This is a genomic window from Streptomyces sp. RK9, from assembly GCF_045070545.1.
GTDB classification, from domain to species: Bacteria; Actinomycetota; Actinomycetes; order Streptomycetales; family Streptomycetaceae; genus Streptomyces; species Streptomyces alboflavus.
This window is the reverse complement of sequence record NZ_CP173704.1, coordinates 1132395-1152067: the sequence shown is the minus strand read 5'-3', so window position 1 is coordinate 1152067 and position 19673 is coordinate 1132395. Positions and strand designations below refer to the sequence as shown.

The 19673-nt window shown below is 71.1% G+C and carries 19 protein-coding genes; 8 read left to right on the top strand and 11 right to left on the bottom strand.

Annotation, left to right across the window (positions count from 1 at the left end; translation table 11 throughout):
• Window positions 1-49: 49 nt before the first annotated feature.
• Entirely contained in the window at window positions 50-547 is a 498-nt protein-coding gene (locus tag AB6L24_RS25320) for an LURP-one-related/scramblase family protein (protein ID WP_405658745.1), read from the top strand.
• Between the two features lie 123 nt (window positions 548-670).
• On the opposite strand, the gene AB6L24_RS25315 is transcribed toward AB6L24_RS25320, so the two are convergent.
• Window positions 671-1459 carry a carbon-nitrogen family hydrolase gene (locus AB6L24_RS25315; RefSeq protein WP_405658742.1) on the bottom strand — a complete coding sequence of 263 codons (789 nt, stop codon included), beginning with the start codon at window positions 1457-1459 and terminating at the stop codon, window positions 671-673.
• Between the two features lie 168 nt (window positions 1460-1627).
• Between AB6L24_RS25315 and AB6L24_RS25310 the strand changes: the two genes are divergently transcribed.
• The gene (locus AB6L24_RS25310; protein WP_405658740.1) at window positions 1628-2452 is read left to right on the top strand and encodes a maleylpyruvate isomerase family mycothiol-dependent enzyme; all 825 of its coding nucleotides are present in this window, start codon (window positions 1628-1630) and stop codon (window positions 2450-2452) included.
• A 112-nt stretch (window positions 2453-2564) separates the two neighbouring features.
• On the opposite strand, the gene AB6L24_RS25305 is transcribed toward AB6L24_RS25310, so the two are convergent.
• Together AB6L24_RS25305 and AB6L24_RS25300 are read right to left on the bottom strand one after the other, a co-directional pair.
• Window positions 2565-3887 carry a nitrate/nitrite transporter gene (locus tag AB6L24_RS25305; RefSeq protein ID WP_405658738.1) on the bottom strand — a complete coding sequence of 441 codons (1323 nt, stop codon included), beginning with the start codon at window positions 3885-3887 and terminating at the stop codon, window positions 2565-2567.
• Window positions 3884-4591 (bottom strand): GntR family transcriptional regulator, encoded by a 708-nt coding sequence (locus AB6L24_RS25300; protein ID WP_405663321.1) that lies wholly within the window; start codon window positions 4589-4591, stop codon window positions 3884-3886. The genes AB6L24_RS25305 and AB6L24_RS25300 overlap by 4 nt, the downstream gene beginning before the upstream one ends.
• 274 nt (window positions 4592-4865) lie before the next feature.
• Here AB6L24_RS25300 and AB6L24_RS25295 point away from each other — a divergent pair, with 274 nt between their 5' ends.
• Complete coding sequence (locus AB6L24_RS25295; protein ID WP_405658736.1) at window positions 4866-5771, top strand: D-alanyl-D-alanine carboxypeptidase family protein; 906 nt, start codon at window positions 4866-4868, stop codon at window positions 5769-5771.
• Between the two features lie 84 nt (window positions 5772-5855).
• Here the strand turns inward: AB6L24_RS25295 and AB6L24_RS25290 are convergent, their stop codons facing one another.
• The 3 genes from AB6L24_RS25290 to pdhA are packed head-to-tail and all read right to left on the bottom strand — an operon-like array spanning window position 5856 to window position 9558.
• Window positions 5856-7316 carry a dihydrolipoamide acetyltransferase family protein gene (locus AB6L24_RS25290; protein WP_405663318.1) on the bottom strand — a complete coding sequence of 487 codons (1461 nt, stop codon included), beginning with the start codon at window positions 7314-7316 and terminating at the stop codon, window positions 5856-5858.
• A 20-nt stretch (window positions 7317-7336) separates the two neighbouring features.
• A complete protein-coding gene (locus AB6L24_RS25285; protein ID WP_405658733.1) occupies window positions 7337-8317 on the bottom strand; it encodes an alpha-ketoacid dehydrogenase subunit beta in 981 nt (326 codons plus the stop codon).
• 2 nt (window positions 8318-8319) lie between these two features.
• Complete coding sequence (gene pdhA / locus AB6L24_RS25280; RefSeq protein WP_405658730.1) at window positions 8320-9558, bottom strand: pyruvate dehydrogenase (acetyl-transferring) E1 component subunit alpha; 1239 nt, start codon at window positions 9556-9558, stop codon at window positions 8320-8322.
• A 359-nt stretch (window positions 9559-9917) separates the two neighbouring features.
• Between pdhA and AB6L24_RS25275 the strand changes: the two genes are divergently transcribed.
• Window positions 9918-10577 carry a response regulator gene (locus tag AB6L24_RS25275; protein WP_385709629.1) on the top strand — a complete coding sequence of 220 codons (660 nt, stop codon included), beginning with the start codon at window positions 9918-9920 and terminating at the stop codon, window positions 10575-10577.
• A gap of 150 nt (window positions 10578-10727) precedes the next feature.
• Window positions 10728-11198: a pyridoxamine 5'-phosphate oxidase family protein gene (locus tag AB6L24_RS25270; RefSeq protein WP_405658728.1), complete on the top strand. Its 471-nt coding sequence runs from the start codon at window positions 10728-10730 to the stop codon at window positions 11196-11198.
• Here the strand turns inward: AB6L24_RS25270 and AB6L24_RS25265 are convergent.
• Entirely contained in the window at window positions 11171-12772 is a 1602-nt protein-coding gene (locus AB6L24_RS25265; RefSeq protein WP_405658726.1) for a protein kinase domain-containing protein, read from the bottom strand. The genes AB6L24_RS25270 and AB6L24_RS25265 overlap by 28 nt on opposite strands.
• A gap of 363 nt (window positions 12773-13135) precedes the next feature.
• On the opposite strand from AB6L24_RS25265, the gene AB6L24_RS25260 reads away from it, so the two are divergent.
• Window positions 13136-14791, top strand: a complete 1656-nt coding sequence (locus AB6L24_RS25260) for a protein kinase domain-containing protein (RefSeq protein WP_405658724.1) — start codon at window positions 13136-13138, stop codon at window positions 14789-14791.
• Window positions 14792-14906: 115 nt separating this feature from the next.
• On the opposite strand, the gene AB6L24_RS25255 is transcribed toward AB6L24_RS25260, so the two are convergent.
• Window positions 14907-15590: a TetR/AcrR family transcriptional regulator C-terminal domain-containing protein gene (locus AB6L24_RS25255; protein WP_405658722.1), complete on the bottom strand. Its 684-nt coding sequence runs from the start codon at window positions 15588-15590 to the stop codon at window positions 14907-14909.
• Between the two features lie 177 nt (window positions 15591-15767).
• Between AB6L24_RS25255 and AB6L24_RS25250 the strand changes: the two genes are divergently transcribed.
• The gene (locus AB6L24_RS25250) at window positions 15768-16289 is read left to right on the top strand and encodes a hypothetical protein (protein ID WP_405658720.1); all 522 of its coding nucleotides are present in this window, start codon (window positions 15768-15770) and stop codon (window positions 16287-16289) included.
• Between the two features lie 137 nt (window positions 16290-16426).
• Window positions 16427-16888: a carboxymuconolactone decarboxylase family protein gene (locus tag AB6L24_RS25245; RefSeq protein WP_405658718.1), complete on the top strand. Its 462-nt coding sequence runs from the start codon at window positions 16427-16429 to the stop codon at window positions 16886-16888.
• Window positions 16889-17001: 113 nt separating this feature from the next.
• Here AB6L24_RS25245 and AB6L24_RS25240 read toward each other — a convergent pair whose 3' ends face one another.
• The 3 genes from AB6L24_RS25240 to AB6L24_RS25230 form a co-directional block, all read right to left on the bottom strand.
• Complete coding sequence (locus tag AB6L24_RS25240) at window positions 17002-17541, bottom strand: bacterial proteasome activator family protein (RefSeq protein WP_380842918.1); 540 nt, start codon at window positions 17539-17541, stop codon at window positions 17002-17004.
• Window positions 17542-17771: 230 nt separating this feature from the next.
• The gene (locus tag AB6L24_RS25235) at window positions 17772-18278 is read right to left on the bottom strand and encodes a hypothetical protein (RefSeq protein ID WP_405658716.1); all 507 of its coding nucleotides are present in this window, start codon (window positions 18276-18278) and stop codon (window positions 17772-17774) included.
• 360 nt (window positions 18279-18638) lie between these two features.
• The gene (locus AB6L24_RS25230) at window positions 18639-19634 is read right to left on the bottom strand and encodes an NAD(P)H-quinone oxidoreductase (RefSeq protein WP_405658714.1); all 996 of its coding nucleotides are present in this window, start codon (window positions 19632-19634) and stop codon (window positions 18639-18641) included.
• Window positions 19635-19673 lie beyond the last annotated feature (39 nt).

Below are 19673 nucleotides of genomic sequence, written 5' to 3'. Positions count from 1 at the left end.
CGGCCGGTCGCCGGGGGGATATCGCCCGTTTCGGGGTACTCATGGGCGCATGAGACTTCTCGTACGCGACCGGCTCTTCGGCATCGGCGACGACTACTGGATCGAGGACGACCGGGGCCGGAAGGTCTTCCTCGTCGACGGCAGGGCGATGCGCCTGCGGGACACCTTCGAGCTGAAGGACATGCAGGGGCGGGTCCTCATCGACATCCGGGCGAAGATGCTCGCCCTGCGCGACACGATGCTGATCGAGCGCGAGGGCGAGCCGCTCGCCCGGGTGAAGCGCAAGCGGCTGTCCCTGCTCCGCAACCACTACCGGGTCGAACTCGCCGACGGCTCCACCGAACTCGACGTCAGCGGCAAGATCCTCGACCGCGAGTTCGCCATCGAGTACGAGGGCGAACTCCTCGCCGACATCTCCCGCCGCTGGTTCTCGGTCCGCGACACCTACGGCGTCCACATCACCCGCGACGACGCCGACCCGGCGCTGCTCCTGGCGATCGCGGTCTGCGTGATCCGCCTGGCGGAGAAGGAACGCGGCGCTGACTGACACGGCTGAGTCGGGTACCGCTGTGGGCAGCTGGGCCGCCCAGAGGGCGATGGGGGCACCTCCTGCTCGAGCGAAGCCGAGAGCTTGGGGGAGGGTGGGCACAGCCCCGTCCCACGGTGCCCGTTACGGCAACCTGCGGTCCTTGAGCGCCGGGAACTCTTCCCGCGTCTCGGCCACCCTGGCCAAGTCAAGGTCCACCGTGAGGACAACCTCCTCAGCCCCGTCCGCCTCGGCCAACACCTCACCCCACGGGTCGACCACCACGCTCGCCCCCGCCTGCGGCACCCCCGCATGCGTCCCCGCGGTCCCACAGGCCAGCACGAACACCTGATCCTCGACGGCCCGAGCCCGCGCGAACAGCGACCAGTGCGCCCGCCGCCGCGCAGGCCACCCCGCGGGCACGACGAACACCTCGGCCCCGGCGTCGACGAGCCCCCGGAACAGCTCGGGAAAGCGCAGGTCGTAGCAGGTGGCGAGGCCGAGCACGGCCTCGGGCGTACGGGCGGTGACCAGCTCCGTGCCCGCGCCCATCATCACGGCCTCCCCCTTGTCGAAGCCGAACCGGTGGATCTTCCGGTAGGAGGCGGCGAGCTCGCCCTCGGGCGAGAAGACGAGCGAGGTGTTGTACAGACCCCCGTCGGGGGCGCGCTCGGGGATGGACCCGGCGTGCAGCCACACCCCGGACTCCCGCGCGGCCTTGGCCATCACTTCGTACGTGGGCCCCTGGAGCGGCTCGGCCTCGGCGTCGAAGGACTCGTAGGCGAAGGCACCCGTCGTCCACAGCTCGGGCAGCACGACCAGGGCGGAACGCTCCCGCTCGGCGACCTCGCGTACCAGCGAAGACACCCGCTGCCGACGGGAATTGACTGATTCGTCATCGTCTACGGCGATCTGGAGGAGAGAGGCGCGCACACTACCACCGTCCTGGCATTCGAGCCGTCAAGTAGGCCTACGATCGTCACACGAAAGCACTGCAGGGGTGCCAGCGGGCAGCGTACTGTGATTTTCCGGGGGAGCCCCCCGGACCCCCACGACGCGTCCCAGACACCCACCGCCCGCGTACGACCGCCGAGGGGTCCCGTGAGTCTCCATCCCAGCCTTCAAAACTACGCCGATGCCTGGACCCACTCCGTGGAAGCGATATCCGAGCTGGTGTCCCCCCTCACCGAGGGAGAGTGGAACCAGCCGACCCCCTGCCCGGCCTGGTCCGTGCGGGACATCGTGTCCCATGTCATCGGCCTCGACTGCGAGATGCTGGGTGACCCGCGCCCGATCCACACGCTGCCCCGCGACCTGTACCACGTACAGACCGAGGCCCAGCGCTACATGGAGATGCAGGTCGACGTCCGCCGCCACCACACGGCGCCGGAGATGACCTCCGAGCTGGAGTACACGATCATCCGCCGCTCCCGGCAGCTGCGGAACGAGTCCCGCGACCCGTCGACGAAGGTGCGCGGCCCGCTCGGCTCGGAACAGACCCTGGAACTGGCCATGCGGACGCGGGCGTTCGACGTGTGGGTGCACGAGCAGGACCTGCGCACGGCCCTCAGAAAGCCGGGGAACATCGAGTCACCGGGCGCGTACGTCGTCCGTGACCTGCTCCTTCAGGGGCTGCCGAAGGTGGTCGCGAAGAAGGCGGGCGCCCCGGCGAACTCCGCGGTGGTCTTCGACGTGAGCGGTCCCGTCGAGTTCCTGCGCACGGTGCGCGTCGACGCGGAGGGCAGGGCGACGGTGGACAGCGCCCCCTCGCTCGGCCCGCTCGCCACCATCGCCATGGACTGGGACACGTACTTCCGTCTCGCCTGCGGGCGGGTCTCGTACGCGGCCGTCAAGGACCGGGTGAAGGTCGAGGGCGACCAGGAGCTGGGCGACGCGATCCTCGGGGAGTTCGCGGTCACGCCGTAGCGCGCCGGCCGGGGTTCCGGGGCGGTCCCGGAACCCGGCGGCGCGGCGGGCCCCCGCGGCGTGCCGGGGGCGTACACCACCCACGGGGACGCGCGCCGTCAGACGGGCGCCGTCAGACGGGCACGTGCACCGTCTCCACCCGGCTGGCCACGAGCCGCTCCCGCTCCCTGCGTGCCGCCCGGGTCCGCAGCCGCAGGATCTGGCTGAGGCCGACCGCCTCCAGGACGAAGACCGCCGAGAAGGCGATCCGGTAGTTGTCGCCGGTCGCGTCAAGGAGCACACCGACGGCGAACAGCGTCGTCATCGAGGCGATGAAACCACCCATGTTGGTGATGCCGGAGGCCGTCCCCTGCCGCTCCGGCGGATTCGCGGGCCGCGCGAAGTCGAAGCCGATCATCGAGGCGGGACCGCAGGCGCCGAGCACCACGCACAGGACCACGAGCAGCCACAGTGGCGCGTGCGCCCCGGGCCAGGCGAGCGTCGCCGCCCAGACGGCCGCCGTCGCGCCCACCGTGCCGAGCGCGAGCGGCAGCCGCGCCGTGTGGTGCCGGGCCACGACCTGCCCGAAGACCAGGCCGATCGCCATGTTCGCGAGGACGATCAGCGTGAGCAGGTCCCCCGCCGCGCCGCGCGACAGACCCTGCGCCTCGACCAGGAACGGCAGGCCCCACAGGAGCAGGAACACCATCGCGGGGAACTGCGTCGTGAAGTGCACCCACAGGCCGAGCCGGGTGCCGGGCTCCCGCCAGGACAGCGCGATCTGTTCGCGTACGAAGCCGGGTCCGCCGCCGGACCTGGCCGCGGGCGGCTGAGGCTCGTGGCCCTCCGGGTGGTCCTTCAGGAACACCGCCATCACCACGAGGACGACGACCCCGGCGAGCGCGCTGCCCGCGAACGCGGTGGTCCAGCCGACCTCGTGCAGAACCCTGGCGAGCACCAGCGTCGAGACCAGGTTGCCCGCCATGCCGACGAGCCCGGCGAGCTGTGCGACGAGCGGGCCGCGCCGGACGGGGAACCAGCGGGTGCCGAGCCGCAGCACGCTGATGAACGTCATCGCGTCGCCGCAGCCGAGCAGCGCCCGCGAGGCCAGCGCCATGCCGTACGAGGGCGAGAGCGCGAAGCCGAGCTGGCCGAGGGTGAACAGGACGACGCCGAGGGTCAGGACCTTCTTCGTGCCGAGCCGGTCCACCATCAGGCCGACGGGTATCTGCATGCCCGCGTACACCAGGAGCTGGAGTATCGAGAACGTCGACAGGGCGGAGGCGTTGACGTGGAAGCGGTCGGCGGCGTCGAGGCCCGCGACGCCCAGCGAGGTGCGGAAGATGACGGCGACGAAGTAGACGGAGACGCCGACGGACCACACGAGCACGGCCCGCCGTCCGCCCGGCGGGTCCCCGGGCAGCCTGGGGGCCGCGGCCATCGCGCCGGTGGTCATCGTGCGGCTCCCCGGGCGAGGTTCTGGAACCAGCCGACGTGCCGCGTGACCACGTCGACCGCGGCCTCGGCGTCCTCGGCCGTGAGGGCCGCGAGGATCTCCTCGTGCTCGGCGAGGGTCTTGGCGATGCGGTCGGGGTGGGAGTGCATCACGGCGACGCCCATCCGCAGCTGGCGGTCGCGCAGCTGGTCGTAGAGGCGGGACAGGATGTCGTTGCCGCCGCTGCGGACGATCTCGGCGTGGAAGCAGCGGTCGGTCCTCGCCGCCGCCGCGAGGTCGCCGGCCGCGGCCTGCTCCCGCTGCTGTTCGAGCAGCGCCGTCAGGCGGTCGATGAGTCCGGCGGGGGCGGGCACCGCCTTGCGCACCGAGTGCGTCTCGACGAGCAGCCGGGTCTCGACGACGTCCGCGATCTCCTGCGCGGAGACCGGCAGGACGAGGGCGCCCTTCTTCGGGTAGAGCCGCAGCAGCCCCTCGACCTCCAGCTTCAGGAGCGCCTCGCGCACCGGCGTGCGGGACACCCCCACGGCCTCGGCCAGCTCGCCCTCGGTGAGGAGCGTGCCGCCCTCGTAGTGGCGCTCAAGGACGCCCTGCTTGACGTGCGCGTAGACGCGCTCGGCGGCGGGGGGCTGCTTGAGGGAGGACTTGGGGGACGACTTCGGGGAGGCGGCGGTGGGGGGCTCGGCGGCGGAGGGGGGCGGGGTCATGGCGGCAGCGGGGGCGGAGGGGGCGGCTGGCATGCGCACAGCATAGATACAACACGTATACGCGGGGAGTCCGGTCCACGATCCGGACGGTGATCCACGCGCACGTGATCCACACGACATGACTTGGCCGCATCTTTACCCGTTTGGCACGCATCCGTTCCGCCCTCTCGTCAGTCATCCCTGTGACGGCTCTTCCATCTCCCCTTCATCGCAAGGAGATTCGGGACATAAGCCGCCAACTACCTCACCAAGCAGGGACAACGGAGCGTTCACCTTGAGAATCCGCACCCCGGGCGTGCGCGTGCGCCGCATAAGCGCAGCCGCTGCCGTCACCGCCGGAGCCGTCCTGACCACGGGCATCGCCGTGGCTCCCGCGCAGGCCGCCGCGCCGCCCAAGCCGTCGATCGCCGCCAAGGGCGGCTTCCTGATGAACAACGGCTCGGGCAAGGAACTGTTCAACAAGTCCGCGGACACGCGCCGCGCCACCGGCTCGACGACGAAGATAATGACCGCCCGGGTGGTCCTCGGCCAGCGGAACCTCAACCTGGACTCGAAGGTCACGATCCAGAAGGCGTACAGCGACTACATCGTCCGCAACAACGCCTCGCACGCCCGCCTGATCGTGGGCGACAAGGTGACGGTCCGCCAGCTCCTGTACGGCCTGATGCTGCCGTCCGGCTGCGACGCCGCGTACGCCCTCGCGGACAAGTACGGCAAGGGCTCGACCCGCGCCAAGCGCGTGAAGTCCTTCATCGGCCAGATGAACAAGACGGCCAAGGACCTGAAGCTGAAGAACACGCACTTCGACTCGTTCGACGGCATCAGCAACGGCGCCAACTACTCGACGCCGCGCGACCTGACGAAGCTCGCGAGCAACTCGATGAAGTACTCGCAGTTCCGCACGATCGTGAAGACCAAGACCTACACGGCGAAGACGAAGACGAAGACCGGCGGCACCCGCACCATGGCGCCCTGGAAGAACACCAACGCCCTGCTCGGCTCCTACCGCGGCGCGATCGGCGTGAAGACGGGCTCCGGCCCGCAGGCCAAGTACTGCCTGGTCTTCGCGGCGACGCGCAACGGCAAGACCGTCATCGGCACGGTGCTCACGTCCACGTCCTCCGCGGCCCGGGTCTCGGACGCGAAGAAGATGATGGACTACGGCTTCAAGGTCGCGTAGTCGTCCTGCCGAAGCAGTCCTTGAGCACGAGAGACGGGGCCCACCGCACATCGCGGTGGGCCCCGTCCCTCGTATCGGCGGGTGCTACGCCCAGGTCATCAGCCGCTTGGGCTGCTCCAGGATCGCCGCCACGTCGCCGAGCACCTTCGAGCCCAGCTCCCCGTCCACCAGGCGGTGGTCGAAGGAGAGCGCGAGGGTGGTCACCTGACGGGGCTTCACCTTGCCCTTGTGGACCCACGGCTGGAGCTTGATCGCGCCGACCGCGAGGATCGCGGACTCGCCGGGGTTCAGGATCGGCGTGCCCGTGTCGATGCCGAAGACGCCGATGTTCGTGATCGTGACCGTGCCGCCCTGCATGGCGCCGGGCGACGTCTTGCCCTCGCGGGCCGTGGTCACGAGCTCGCCCAGGGACGCGGCCAGCTCGGGCAGGGTCTTGGCGTGCGCGTCCTTGATGTTCGGCACGATCAGACCGCGCGGGGTCGCCGCGGCGATGCCCAGGTTCACATAGTGCTTCTGGACGATCTCCTGGTTCGGCTCGTCCCAGGCCGCGTTCACGTCCGGGTTGCGGCGGATCGCGAGGAGCAGCGCCTTGGAGATCAGAAGCAGCGGGTTGACCCGCAGCCCCTCGAAGGCACGATCCTGCTTGAGCTCCTCGACGAGCTTCATCGTGCGCGTCACGTCCACCGTCACGAACTCCGTGACGTGCGGCGCCGTGAAGGCCGAGCCGACCATCGCCTGCGCGGTGGCCTTGCGGACGCCCTTGACCGGGATGCGGGTCTCGCGGGCGTCGCCCGCCGCCACCGGGGCGGCGGCCGGGGCGGGCGCGGCCGGGGCCGTGACCGCGGCGGGCGCGGGCGCCGGGGCGGCCACCGCGGCGTGCACGTCCTCGCGGGTGATGATCCCGTCGGGGCCGGTCGGCGTGATGGTGGCCAGGTCGACGCCCAGGTCCTTGGCGAGCTTGCGGACCGGGGGCTTGGCGAGGGGGCGGGCGCCGGTGGATGCGGCGACCTGGGGGGCGGCCGGGGCGGCCGGAGCCGGTGCCTGGGCGGCCGGAGCCGCGGGCGCCGGGGCGTGGCCGTTCAGCTCGCCCTGCACCGCCGCCGCGTAGTACGTCCCGGCGGGCGGCTCATCCCCCTGGCCCGGCACGGGCTTGCGGGCCCGGCGCTTGGTGGAGGACTCGGAGACGCCGTACCCGACGAGGACCGGCTGGCGGCCCTTGGGGGCCTCGGGCTCCTCGGGTGCGGCGGGGGCGGTCTCGGGCGCGGCCTCGGGGGCGGGCACGGCGCCGCCGGCCGGACCCACCGTGATGATCACCTGGCCGACGTCCACCGTCGCGCCCTCGGCGAAGCGCAGCTCCGTCACCGTCCCGTCGAACGGGATGGGCAGCTCGACGGCGGCCTTGGCCGTCTCCACCTCGCACACGACCTGTCCGTCGGTGACGGTGTCACCCGGCGCGACGTACCACTTGAGGATCTCGGCCTCGGTGAGTCCCTCGCCCACGTCGGGCATCTTGAACTCGCGCACGGCCGAAGCGGTGTCAGTCATTGTCGTCACGACCCTCTTCCTCAGTACGCCAGCGAGCGGTCGACGGCGTCGAGCACCCGGTCCAGGCCCGGCAGGTAGTCCTCTTCGACCCGGGCGGGCGGATACGGGGAGTGGAAGCCGCCGACGCGAAGGACCGGCGCCTCCAGGTGGTAGAAGCACCGCTCGGTGATGCGGGCGGCGATCTCGGCGCCCGAGCCGAAGAACGTCGGCGCCTCGTGCACCACGATCAGGCGGCGGGTCTTCTCGACCGAGGCCTGCACCGTGTCGAAGTCGAGCGGCGAGATCGTGCGCAGGTCGACGACCTCCAGGGACTTGCCCTCCTCGGCGGCGGCCGCGGCGGCCTCCAGGCAGGTCTTCACCATCGGGCCGTACGCCACGAGGGTCGCGTCCGTGCCCTCGCGGACCGTGCTCGCCTTGTGCAGCGGGCCGGGGATGGCGTCGGTGTTGACCTCGCCCTTGTCCCAGTACCGCCGCTTGGGCTCGAAGTAGATCACCGGGTCGTCGCTCTGGATGGCCTGCTGCAGCATCCAGTAGGCATCGGACGCGTTCGAGGGCGTGACCACCTTCAGGCCCGCGACGTGCGCGAACAGCGACTCCGGGGACTCGCTGTGGTGCTCGACGGCGCCGATGCCGCCGCCGTACGGAATGCGGATGACGACCGGCACCTTGATCTTGCCGAGCGCCCGCGCGTGCATCTTCGCGAGCTGCGTGACGATCTGGTCGTACGCGGGGAAGACGAAGCCGTCGAACTGGATCTCCACCACCGGGCGGTACCCGCGCAGGGCGAGGCCGATGGCCGTGCCGACGATGCCGGACTCGGCGAGCGGGGTGTCGATGACCCGGTCCTCGCCGAAGTCCTTCTGCAGGCCGTCGGTGACCCGGAAGACACCACCGAGCTTGCCGACGTCCTCGCCCATGACGAGGACCTTCGGGTCGGTGTCGAGGGCCCGGCGAAGGGACTCGTTGATCGCTTTGGCGATCGGAAGTTTCTGTACGGCCATGGCTACTTGACCTCCCCGCCCGCGGCGGCGTTCACAGGTGCGTCCGCGAACGACGCCTGGTAGGCGGCGAACTGGGCGCGCTCCTCGTCCACGAGCGCGTGCCCGTCGGCGTAGATGTTCTCGAAGATCGACATCGGCTCGGGGTCCGGCATCGCCCGCACCACGTCGCGCACTCGTTTGCCCAACGTCTCGCTCTCGGCCTCGAGTTCCGCGAAGAATCCCTCATCCGCGTGACCCTGCGCCTCCAGGTACGCCCGCAGCCGCAGGATCGGGTCCTTGGCCTCCCACGCCTCGCGCTCCTCGTCGCGCCGGTAGCGCGTCGGGTCGTCCGAGGTGGTGTGGGCGCCCATGCGGTACGTGAACGCCTCGATCAGCGCCGGTCCCTCGCCGCCGCGCGCCCGCTCCAGGGCCCACTTGGTGACCGCCAGGCAGGCGAGCACGTCGTTGCCGTCGACGCGGACGCCGGGGAAGCCGTAGCCCTGCGCGCGCTGGTACAGCGGCACCCGGCTCTGCTTCTCGGTCGGCTCGGAGATCGCCCACTGGTTGTTCTGGCAGAAGAACACCACGGGGGCGTTGTAGACGGCGGAGAACGTGAACGCCTCGGCCACGTCGCCCTGGCTGGTGGCCCCGTCGCCGAAGTACGCCACCACCGCGCTGTCGGCGCCGTCCTTGGCCACACCCATCGCGTAGCCCGTGGCGTGCAGCGTCTGCGAGCCGATGACGATCGTGTACAGCTGGAAGCCGTTGGTGTTCGGGTCCCAGCCGCCGTTGTTCACGCCGCGGAACATGCCGAGCAGGAGCGTCGGGTCGACGCCCTTGCACCAGGCCACGCCGTGCTCACGGTAGGTGGGGAAGACGTAGTCGTCCGCGCGGGTCGCGCGGCCCGATCCGACCTGCGCGGCCTCCTGGCCGAGCAGCGACGGCCACAGGCCGAGCTCGCCCTGTCGCTGCAGCGTGACGGCCTCGGCGTCGAAGCGGCGGGTGAGGACCATGTCCCGGTACAGGACACGGAGGTCCTCCGGCGTGAGGTCCGCGACGTACCGGTCGTACTCGGAGTTCTCGACCCGCTCGCCCTCGGGCGTGAGCAGCTGTACGAGCTCCGGCTCGCCGCCCTGGGCGGCGTCCTTGCCCTGCGCGGCGCCCTTGCCCGGGCTCGCGGTCTTCTTGGCGCTCGCACTGGCGCGCTTGCCGCCGCTGCTTGCGCGGCGCGGTGTGCGCGCGGCGGTGCTTTCCACGGTCACGTGTGCTCCTCCGTCGGTCCGGCCCCCGGGGTCCACCGGGAGGCCAGTACGGCTCGCCCGATTCCAGCCCGTCGCACGGGGTGGGTGCGGCTCAGCCGGGACAAGGCGTGACAGTTGCTCCGGCGAGCGCCCTTCTCCAAGCACGTTACCCAGTGCGTCCCAAAACTGTGAAACCCCGTCTGACCTGCAATTTTGCTTGGATTTCCAAGTAAATGCCGCTAGGAAATCCAACTAAATCGAGAAGAACGGAAACACAGCCTGGTCACAGCACTGATCACAGCCTGGCAGGGGGCCGGAACACCGGCACGTTATCCCGGCCACCCCGGGCACGGGAAGACTTGATGTGTGACACTGGCAGGGTGCGCGAAGAAGGAAAAATCACCGTATTCCTGCTCGACGATCACGAAGTCGTGCGGCGCGGAGTCCACGAACTGCTCTCCGTGGAGTCCGACATCGAGGTGGTCGGCGAGGCCGGCACGGCGGCCGACGCGCTGGTGCGGATTCCGGCCACGCGGCCTGATGTGGCGGTCCTCGACGTGCGGCTTCCGGACGGCAGCGGGGTCGAGGTGTGCCGTGAGATCCGTTCCCAGAGCGACGACATCAAATGCCTGATGCTCACGTCGTTCGCCGATGACGAGGCCCTCTTCGACGCCATCATGGCCGGTGCTTCCGGCTATGTCCTCAAAGCCATTCGCGGCAATGAACTCCTCTCCGCGGTGCGCGATGTCGCCGCCGGAAAGTCCCTGCTCGACCCGGTCGCCACGGCCCGCGTCCTGGAGCGCCTGCGCGACGGCAAGAACCCCAAGGGCGACGACCGGCTCGCGAACCTCACCGATCAGGAACGCAAGATCCTGGACCTGATCGGCGAGGGCCTGACCAATCGCGTCATCGGCGAGCGACTGCACCTCGCCGAAAAGACGATCAAGAATTACGTCTCCAGCCTGCTGTCCAAGCTCGGCATGGAGCGCCGGTCGCAGGCCGCCGCGTACGTGGCCCGGATGCAGGCCGAGCGGCGCTGACGCCCCACCCCCTGTCCGCCCCCTCCGGCCCCCTGTTCACGGTCTGCGTCCCCTCTGCCCCATTAGGCAGCCTTACACGGGACTTATGGCCCCCTCTTGAGGGGCGGGCGGCTCTTCTTCCGGCGCGGGCCGCTGACGCAGGGTGGGGGAATGCCGACCGAAGAACAGCTCGCCTACGAACTGCTGCGGCGCACGGACTACGGCAGGGTGGCGACCAGCATGCGCGCGCTGCCCTTCCTCGCGGTGGCCCGGCACGTGGTGGTCGACGGCCGCATCCTGCTGCGCATGCACCGGGGCTTCGGCTACCACCAGGCGTGCGTGGGCAGCGTGGTCGCGTACGGCGCCGACAACCTCTCCACCGAGACGGCCCGCGACGGCCAGTGGACGGTCCAGTTCGTCGGCATGTGCGAGACCTTCACCCCCACGACCACCGACCTGGAACTCTTCGGCCCCACCCCCCACTACGTGGACGGCGACCTCTTCGACCCGGTGTACCTCCGCATAGACCCGCAGCTGGCGAAGGTCCACACGCTGACCCGCGCCGGGGGCGGCGCCTCTCGGTCGCACACCCCCGTGGGCAGTCCGGAGCGGTGTTACTCCGTGTCGCCCTCGCCGCCCTGAGCGGCCCCTTCGTTGTTGCCCCCGTCATCCGGCGGCGACTGGGGATCGGTCGGCTCGGTGGGCGGATCGGTCGGATCCGTGGGCGGATCCGTCGGGTCGGTCGGCGGGTCCGTCGGGTCGGTCGGCGGGTCCGTCGGATCCGTGGGCGGATCCGTCGGCTTCGTAGGCTGCTGAGTGTCCTGCGTGGGCTGCCGGGTCCAGTCCCCGGTCTGCCCCCCGCTCCCGTCGCCACCGGGCTGAGTCGCCCCGTCGGGCGTCTCCTCTTCCTTGCTCTTGCTGGGCGACTTCTCCTGCGACTGCTTCGTCGAGGGAGTCGTGGGCGTCTTGTCCTTCTTGTCGCCCTTGTCGTCCGCCGCGGACAGCGCGAAGGCGACACCCGCGACGATCGCGATGACGGCGAGCACGGCGAGGATCCACACCTTGCCGCGCCCGCGCCCCCGGCCACCGTCACGGTGACCGCCGTCGAAGCCGCCGTCGTCGCCGCCCGGCGGCCGCAGCATCGGCCCGGGGATCTGCTGGGTGCCGGAGTCACCGGGGTGCGGCATGGCGGCCGTACCGGCGACGCCCATCGCGGGCGTGTGACCGCCCTCGTGCATTCCGGCCATCTCGACGGGCCCGGTGTTCCAGGTCCCGGTGTGGCTGCCCTGCTCGGCGAGCATCTGCAGGCCGTACTGGACAAGACCGCGCATCTCCTCGGCGGTCTGGAAGCGGTCGTCCGGGTCCTTGGCGAGGGAGCGCATGACGAGCCCGTCGAGCTCCGGCGGCGCCGCGTCGGAGACCTCCGACGGCGGCACGGGAGCGTCCTGGACGTGCTGGTAGACCACGGAGAGCGGCGTCTCGCCGGTGAACGGCGGCCGCAGCGCGAGCAGTTCGTAGAGGAGGCAGCCGGTCGCGTACAGGTCGCTGCGGTGGTCGACGGCCTTGCCGAGCGCCTGCTCGGGCGAGAGGTACTGCGGCGTGCCCATGACCATGCCGGTCTGCGTCATCGTCGACTGCGCCCCGTGCAGGGCGCGCGCGATGCCGAAGTCCATCACCTTCACGGAACCGGTGTGGGTGATGCTGACGTTGGCGGGCTTGATGTCGCGGTGCACGATGCCGTGCTGGTGGGAGTAGGCGAGCGCCTCGAGGACACCGGAGACGATGATCAGGGCCTGCTCGGGGCCCGGCGCCTCCGCGTTGATCAGCAGATCGCGGATGGTGCGGCCCTCGACGAGCTCCATCACGATGTACGGCACGGAGTTGCCGTTGATGTGGTCCTCGCCGGAGTCGTAGACACCGACGACCGCGTGGTGGTTCAGGCCGGCCACCGACTGGGCCTCGCGCGTGAAGCGGGCCTTGGAGACCGGGTCCTCGGCGAGGTCGGAGCGGAGCAGCTTGACCGCGACCGTGCGCCCGAGGCGTACGTCCTCGGCGGCGAACACCTCGGCCATGCCACCGCGGCCGAGCCTGCGGGTGAGCCGGTACCGGCCGTCCCCGACGAGCCCGCCATTGCCCCACATCTCGGGTACATCCGACATTCCGCCGCCAGACGCCTCGGGGTCGGACGGGCCCTGAGCGCGCTGCGTCTGTGCCATCAGTCCTCGCCGTCGTTTCTGATCGTGGTCCGTCGTGTGAGGAGCGTGTACCGGATACGTGATAGAGCGGTACGGGGTACTCCGCCGTGCCACGCTACAGCCTTCACGGGGCCCGCCGGTCCGAGCTGGACCGGCCATCAAACCCGCCGGGCGCCCCGAGGGGCAAACTTGTAACGCTTCCGAGACTCTTCTTGCGCGTACGGTCACGGAACGGGCACCGAGCTTGACGTGTCGGGGCCCTCGGGCAGACTTGGCCAGGAATAGCGGATCGATCACGGTCGGAAAGACGTCGTCGATCGCACCCATAGTCACAGTCACAGCAGCGGCGCCGTCTCGCGCCCGCGCCGATGGGGGACGCACGACATGAGCCAGGACGGCGCTCAGGGCCGGTACGCGGGCAGTTCACTGGCCGGTGGCCGCTATCAGCTGCGCGATCTGCTCGGCGAGGGCGGCATGGCCTCGGTCCACCTCGCGTACGACACGGTGCTCGACCGGCAGGTCGCGATCAAGACACTCCACACGGAGCTGGGCCGCGAGCAGTCCTTCCGCGAGCGCTTCCGCCGCGAGGCGCAGTCCGTGGCCAAGCTCACGCACACCAACATCGTGTCGGTCTTCGACACCGGCGAGGACACGCTGTCCATTGGCGGCTCCGCCGCGGGGGACGGCGCGATGATGCCGTACATCGTCATGGAGTACGTCGAGGGCAAGCCGCTCGGCTCGGTGCTCGACGCGGCGATCCAGCAGTACGGCGCGATGCCCAGCGACCAGGCCCTGAAGATCACCGCCGATGTGCTCGCGGCCCTGGAGATCAGCCACGAGATGGGCCTGGTCCACCGCGACATCAAGCCCGGCAACGTGATGATGACCAAGCGCAACGTCGTCAAGGTCATGGACTTCGGCATCGCCCGCGCCATGCAGTCCGGCGTCACGTCGATGACCCAGACCGGCATGGTCGTCGGCACCCCGCAGTACCTCTCCCCGGAGCAGGCCCTCGGCCGCGGCGTCGACGCGCGCTCCGACCTCTACTCCGTCGGCATCATGCTCTTCCAGCTGGTGACCGGACGCCTCCCGTTCGAGGCGGACTCCCCGCTGGCGATTGCGTACGCACACGTCCAGGAGGAGCCGGTCGCTCCCTCCTCGATCAACCGTTCCCTTCCGCCCGCGATCGACGCGATCGTCGCCCGCGCGCTGAAGAAGAACCCGAACGAGCGCTTCCCGACCGCCGAGGCGATGCGCGACGAGTGCCTGCGCGTCGCCCAGTCCTTCCAGGCCCCTCTTTCCCAGGCCCCCAACATCGTGCCCGGCGCGCAGACCGCGAGCGGCGCGGGCGTCGGTTCCGCGGTGTTCCCGCCGGTCGACACGGCCGCCCCGGCCGCGGGCAGCGTCCAGACCCCGTACCAGCCGGGCCCCTACGGCCCCGCGACCCCCGCCCCGACCCCCACCCCGGGCTACGGCTACCCCCAGCAGGGCTACCAGACCCCGGCCCCCACCAACGCCTACGCCCCCCAGGCCGCCCAGACCCCGCCCCCCTACAACCTCTCCCCGCAGCCCGCGACCACCGCCCCGTCCCCCACCGGCGGCTCCGGCGGCGGCCGCAAGCGCAACATGCCGGTGATCGTCGGCTCGATCGTCGTCGCCCTGCTCGCCATCGGCGGCGTCATCGCGGCGGTCTCCCTGAACGGCGGCGACGACGGCAGCGACGGCAAGGAATCCAAGAAGCCGGTGGCGGGCCACCGCGGCCCGGACCGCACCAAGACGGTCGAGAAGACCGTGTGCACGGAGCCGGAAACGGCGTACAACGACCCGGACAAGATCAAGATGCCGGAGTTCGCCTTCAAGGACTGGCGTTCGGTGCTGAGCTGCCTGCAGGCGGCCGGCTGGCACTACGACAAGAACGAGGTCGACGAGAACACCTACGGCCAGGACACGGTCATGCGGACCGTGCCCAAGGCGGGCGAGGACATCGACCCGAAGGACGTGAACATCCAGTTCGACATCTCGACGGGCGATCCGTCCTGACGACGGTTTCGGCCTGAGGTACGCACGGGGCCCGGCACGCGATGCGCGTGCCGGGCCCCGCCGTTGTCTCAGGTCAGGCGTCTCAGGTCCGTTGTCGCGGGTCCGTCGCCCGGGGTCAGGAGGCTCGGCGGGTGGCGAGTTGGGTCTCGTAGCCGTCGAGGAGGGTGGACAGGCCGTGGGTGAAGGTGTCCTCGGGGGAGGCGCCGAATTCGGCTGCGGGGGTTTCCAGGCGGGTGCGCAGGTGGGGGTAGGCCTCGGCCACCTTGCGGGCCTTGGCCATGAAGTCCGCGAGGCGCTCGGCCGGGTCGCCGTCCTCGCGGCTCAGGCGGCGGGTGAGGGAGGCGGTGGCGGCGGTGCCGAGGACGTTGCCGAGGACGAAGGTGAAGACGCCGGCCGCGGCCCGGTCCGCCTCCGCGCGGGTGAAGCCCGCGCCCTCGTGGACGGCCAGACAGTGGTCGTCGTACCGGGCCTTGGCGGGGCCGTAGAACAAGTACGAGCCGAAGGCCTGCACCAGCCACGGGTGCCGCGTGCACATCTCGCGCAGCCCGACGGCCATCGACGTGACCGCCGCGCGCCAGCCGACGGCGTCCGGGTCGGCCAGCTCGATCTCGTTCCACACCTCGTCGCCGACGAGCTCGACGAGGTCGTCCTTGTTCTTGACGTGCCAGTACACCGCGGTCGCCGCCGAGTCGAGGCGCTTGCCGAGGCTGCGCATGTTCAGGCCTTCGAGGCCCTCGTCGTCGAGCAGCTCGACGGCCGTCCTGATGATCTGGTCCTTGGTCAGCGTGTTGCGCGGCATGGACCGACCTTAGGCCCGCACTCCCTCTCGCACAAAGTTCAGGAGCAGGCTTCTTGAACTAAGTGCAGAACTCTCTTGCACATAGTTCAAGTCCTGCTCTACGGTCTTCCTGTACTTAGTTCAAGTCACCGCCGCGGGGCCTGTCCCCCACCCACACGTCCCGCAAGGAGAGCCCCCATGAACACCGTCGCCGCCGTCTGCCAGCTGCTCGTCGCCGCCGCCTTCCTCAGCATCCCGCTGGTCCGCCACCGCTTCGGCCCCGCCGCCAAGACCGCCGCCGACCGCGAGCTGGACCGCCAGGGCGTGCCCGCCGGGGTCCTCGAGGCCAACGGGCTGCGCTTCGACGCGGGCGGCCACGAGACCCTCGCCCCCCTCGCGGTCGCCGCGGTGATGGTCGCCCTGGCCGGGCTCGGCCTCGCGGGCCACTCCTGGTCCCACCCGCTGACCTGGGTCTTCCAGTCCCTCGTCATCGCCATGAACGCCCTGATCCTGCACAGCAACCTGACCGCGACCCGCTCCGTCGAGGCCGCCTTCCGGCGCAAGGGCGACCCGGTGCTCGCCCGCATCGACGTGGCCGCGTTCCTCAAGGCCGCCGAGGGCGCGTTCCCCGGCTGGGTGACGGTCCTGCAGAACGTCCGCCACGTGGTGGTGTTCGCCGGGTCGGCGCTCGCGCTGGTCGGGATCGCGGTGGCGGGCTGAACTTTTTTCCCCGCATCGGTCACATTCGCCTCGCGCCCTCCGTCAGTGAAGTGAAGCAGGGCGGCGAGGCACCGGCCGGGCCACAGCCACCGCGTACCGGAACACGAACACCCACTCAGAACACAAAGGACACGATCATGCAGGCACGTATGAAGAACCCGGCTTTCGTCCTCCCCGACGGCATCAAGGGCATCGGCACCCTCTTCAAGGCCATCGCCGACGGCGGCCTCTCCCAGGAGATCCAGGAGATCGTGGGCCTGCGGGCCAGCCAGATCAACGGCTGCGGCGCCTGCGTCCACGGCCACACCGAGAACCTGGTCAAGGCCGGGACCAGCACGGAGCGGATCGCCGCCGTGGCTGCCTGGCGCGACGCCCCCTTCTTCACGGACGCCGAGCGCGCCGCCCTCGCCCTGACCGAGAACGTCACCCGCCTCGCCGACCGCTCCACGGAGTCCGTGCCGGACGAGCTGTGGGACGAGGTCGCCGACCACTTCGACGAGCGGGAGCTGTCCGCCCTGATCCTCGTCATCGGCGTGACGAACCTGTTCAACCGCATCAACACGACGATCAAGGAGCCTGCGGGTACGACCTGGGGCTGAGCCCACCCGGCATACCTGCGCGAAGGGGCCCGGCACACGTTCTGTGTGCCGGGCCCCTTCGCGCCACGGGCGGTGCCTCACGGGACCCGGAGGTCCTGGAGGCGCTGGAGGTCCTAGAGGTAGGGGCCACCGCTGCGGCCCGCGATGCCGCCGTCCTCGCCGTCCTCGCCGCCGCCCACACCCGGCGGCAGCGCCCGGCGCATCTGCTCCAACTGGGCCCGCGCGGCCATCTGCTGGGCGAACAGCGTCGTCTGGATCCCGTGGAAGAGCCCTTCGAGCCAGCCCACCAACTGCGCCTGCGCGATCCGCAGTTCCGCGTCGCTCGGCGTCGTCTCGTCCGTGAACGGCAGCGAGAGCCGCTCCAACTCCTCGACGAGCTCGGGCGCGAGGCCGTCCTCCAGCTCCTTCACCGAGCTGGCGTGGATCTCCTTGAGGCGCACTCGGCTCGCCTCGTCCAGAGGCGCGGCACGCACCTCTTCCAGAAGTTGCTTGATCATGCTGCCGATGCGCATGACCTTCGCGGGCTGCTCGACCATGTCCGTCACCGGGACCTCGCGGGACTCGTCGTCTCCGCCACCGAGAGCCATCCCGTCCTGGCCCACGACCAGGACCTGGGGGTTCTCCGGCGACCGTTCGTTCCTCGGCATCTCCATGCCGCCATTCTCTCGTACCTGTTGTCCACACATCCGTGGTGCCCCCGTCGGAAGATGATCCACCGTGTACGGGGGCCCGCGTGTTGTCCACTGTGCGGTCCACCGGGGCAGTGGCGGGGCTCGCGCGGGCGGGACTGCGCCGGTCGGGTGAGGGGTGGCCGCCGGGCCGCACCGGGGTGGATCCGCCCCTGGTGCGCCTGGCCGGTGGATGCGCCCCCGGCGAGCCCCGCTCAGCCACGGCGCAGGCGCAGTCCGAGGAAGCCGAGGCCCAGGCCGATCAGGACCATCCCGCCGCCGAGCGGCAGGACGCGCAGGCCGGGGAACGCCGGGCCTTCGGCCGCCCGCTCCCGGGGCGCGTCGGCCGAGCCGGGCTCGACGGGGGTCGCCCGCGGCCGCTCGGGCCTTCGGACCTCGCGCGGCGGGGGCGGCAGGGGCCGCCAGACGGCGGGGTCGGGCACGGCCACGGGGTCCGCGCGCCCGGGCCGCAGCCGCCCTTCCCCCGCCCGGCTTCCGGCGAGGGAGCCGGTGCCGTAGTAGGGGGCGGATGCGGTGGGGGACGGCTTGGTGGGGGGTGCGGGAGGTGCCGTGGGCGCTGCGGGGGCGTCAGGGCTCGCGGGAGCCGCGAGGGCGGCGGGTGCCGCGTGCGCCGTCGGCGTACCGAGTCCGGCGGGGAGCAGCAGCGCCAGCAGCACCGGTGGTCCCGCCGCGCGCAGCGCGCCCCGCAGCCGTGAAGTCACCGCGCTGGCCCCCTCCCGGTGCCGGGTCTTCGCCGAGATCGCAGAGATCGCAGAACGCCCGGATCCGCGCCGCGGGCGGGATCAATGGGCGTACGGCCAGCGTCACATGAGGTGCGGCATCCGGCATCTCGGGTGGGCGTGGCCCCGCCCGGGGGCGAGCAGGGCACGGTGCCCGGAGAGGGGGCCCGCCCTCGGGCCTGGGAACAGGGAGCCCGGCCCGAGGGGCGAAGGCCGGCGCCGGAAGCAAAGGCGGCAGGCCCGGCAGCGGGCGCCCCGAAGAACGCGCAGCCCCCGCCGGAGAGGGGGCAGCCCCCCGGTTGGAGGGGCAGCCCGCACCGGACCAGCCCCGCCCCCGGCCTCTCAGGCCGCCCCCTGCTCCTCCCGTACGAGGAGCACCTTGCCGATGTGCCCGCTCTCCTCCAGCACCCGGTGCGCCGCCGCCGCGTCCCGCATCGGGAGGGTGCGGTCGACGACGGGGCGGACCTGGCCCGCGCCGATCAGCGGCCAGACGTGCTCGCGTACGGCCGCGACGATCGCCGTCTTCTCGGCCACGGGACGGCCCCGCAGCGAGGTCGCGGTGATGGCGCCGCGCTTGCGGAGGAGCGCGGCGATGTTCAGCTCGGCCTTCACGCCGCCCTGCATGCCGATGATGGCGAGGCGGCCGTTGACGGCGAGGGCCTGCACATTCCGGTCCAGGTACTTGGCGCCCATGATGTCCAGGATCACGTCCGCCCCGGCGCCGTCCGTGGCGGCCCGGACCTCCTCGACGAAGTCCTGCTCGCGGTAGTCGATGAGCACATCGGCGCCCAGTTCCCCGCAGTACGCCAGCTTCTCCTTGCCGCCCGCCGTCACCGCCACCTTGGCGCCGACGGCCTTCGCGAGCTGGATCGCCATGGTGCCGATGCCGCTCGCGCCGCCGTGCGCGAGCAGCGTCTCGCCGGGGCGCAGATGGGCGACCATGAACACGTTCGACCAGACCGTGGAGGTGACCTCCGGCAGCGCGGCCGCGGTGACGAGGTCGACGCCGTCCGGCACGGGAAGGACCTGCCCCGCGGGCACGGCGACCCGCTCCGCGTACCCGCCGCCCGCGAGCAGCGCGCACACCTCGTCGCCGACCGACCAGCCCGCGACACCGGGCCCGAGCGCGGCGATCCGGCCCGAGCACTCCAGGCCGGGGTACGGGGACGAGCCGGGCGGCGGATCGTAGAACCCCTGCCGTTGCAGCAGGTCGGCGCGGTTCACGGCACTGGCGGCCACATCGATGAGGACTTCGCCCTCGCCGGGTACGGGATCGGGGACCTCGGCCCAATGAAGCGCCTCGGGTCCGCCGGGTTCGGGGATCGTGATCGCATACATGCGGGCGAGGCTACTCCGGGGCGGGGCCACTCCGGACAG

Coding starts and splice junctions, on each gene's coding strand:
- AB6L24_RS25245 (WP_405658718.1), top strand. CDS start 16,427: ATGCAGGCACGTATGAAGAACCCGGCTTTCGTCCTCCCCGACGGCATC.
- AB6L24_RS25230 (WP_405658714.1), bottom strand. CDS start 19,634: ATGTATGCGATCACGATCCCCGAACCCGGCGGACCCGAGGCGCTTCAT.
- AB6L24_RS25265 (WP_405658726.1), bottom strand. CDS start 12,772: ATGGCACAGACGCAGCGCGCTCAGGGCCCGTCCGACCCCGAGGCGTCT.
- AB6L24_RS25240 (WP_380842918.1), bottom strand. CDS start 17,541: ATGGAGATGCCGAGGAACGAACGGTCGCCGGAGAACCCCCAGGTCCTG.
- AB6L24_RS25290 (WP_405663318.1), bottom strand. CDS start 7,316: ATGACTGACACCGCTTCGGCCGTGCGCGAGTTCAAGATGCCCGACGTG.
- AB6L24_RS25320 (WP_405658745.1), top strand. CDS start 50: ATGAGACTTCTCGTACGCGACCGGCTCTTCGGCATCGGCGACGACTAC.
- AB6L24_RS25260 (WP_405658724.1), top strand. CDS start 13,136: ATGAGCCAGGACGGCGCTCAGGGCCGGTACGCGGGCAGTTCACTGGCC.
- AB6L24_RS25255 (WP_405658722.1), bottom strand. CDS start 15,590: ATGCCGCGCAACACGCTGACCAAGGACCAGATCATCAGGACGGCCGTC.
- AB6L24_RS25300 (WP_405663321.1), bottom strand. CDS start 4,591: ATGACCCCGCCCCCCTCCGCCGCCGAGCCCCCCACCGCCGCCTCCCCG.
- AB6L24_RS25305 (WP_405658738.1), bottom strand. CDS start 3,887: ATGACCACCGGCGCGATGGCCGCGGCCCCCAGGCTGCCCGGGGACCCG.
- AB6L24_RS25250 (WP_405658720.1), top strand. CDS start 15,768: ATGAACACCGTCGCCGCCGTCTGCCAGCTGCTCGTCGCCGCCGCCTTC.
- AB6L24_RS25270 (WP_405658728.1), top strand. CDS start 10,728: ATGCCGACCGAAGAACAGCTCGCCTACGAACTGCTGCGGCGCACGGAC.
- AB6L24_RS25285 (WP_405658733.1), bottom strand. CDS start 8,317: ATGGCCGTACAGAAACTTCCGATCGCCAAAGCGATCAACGAGTCCCTT.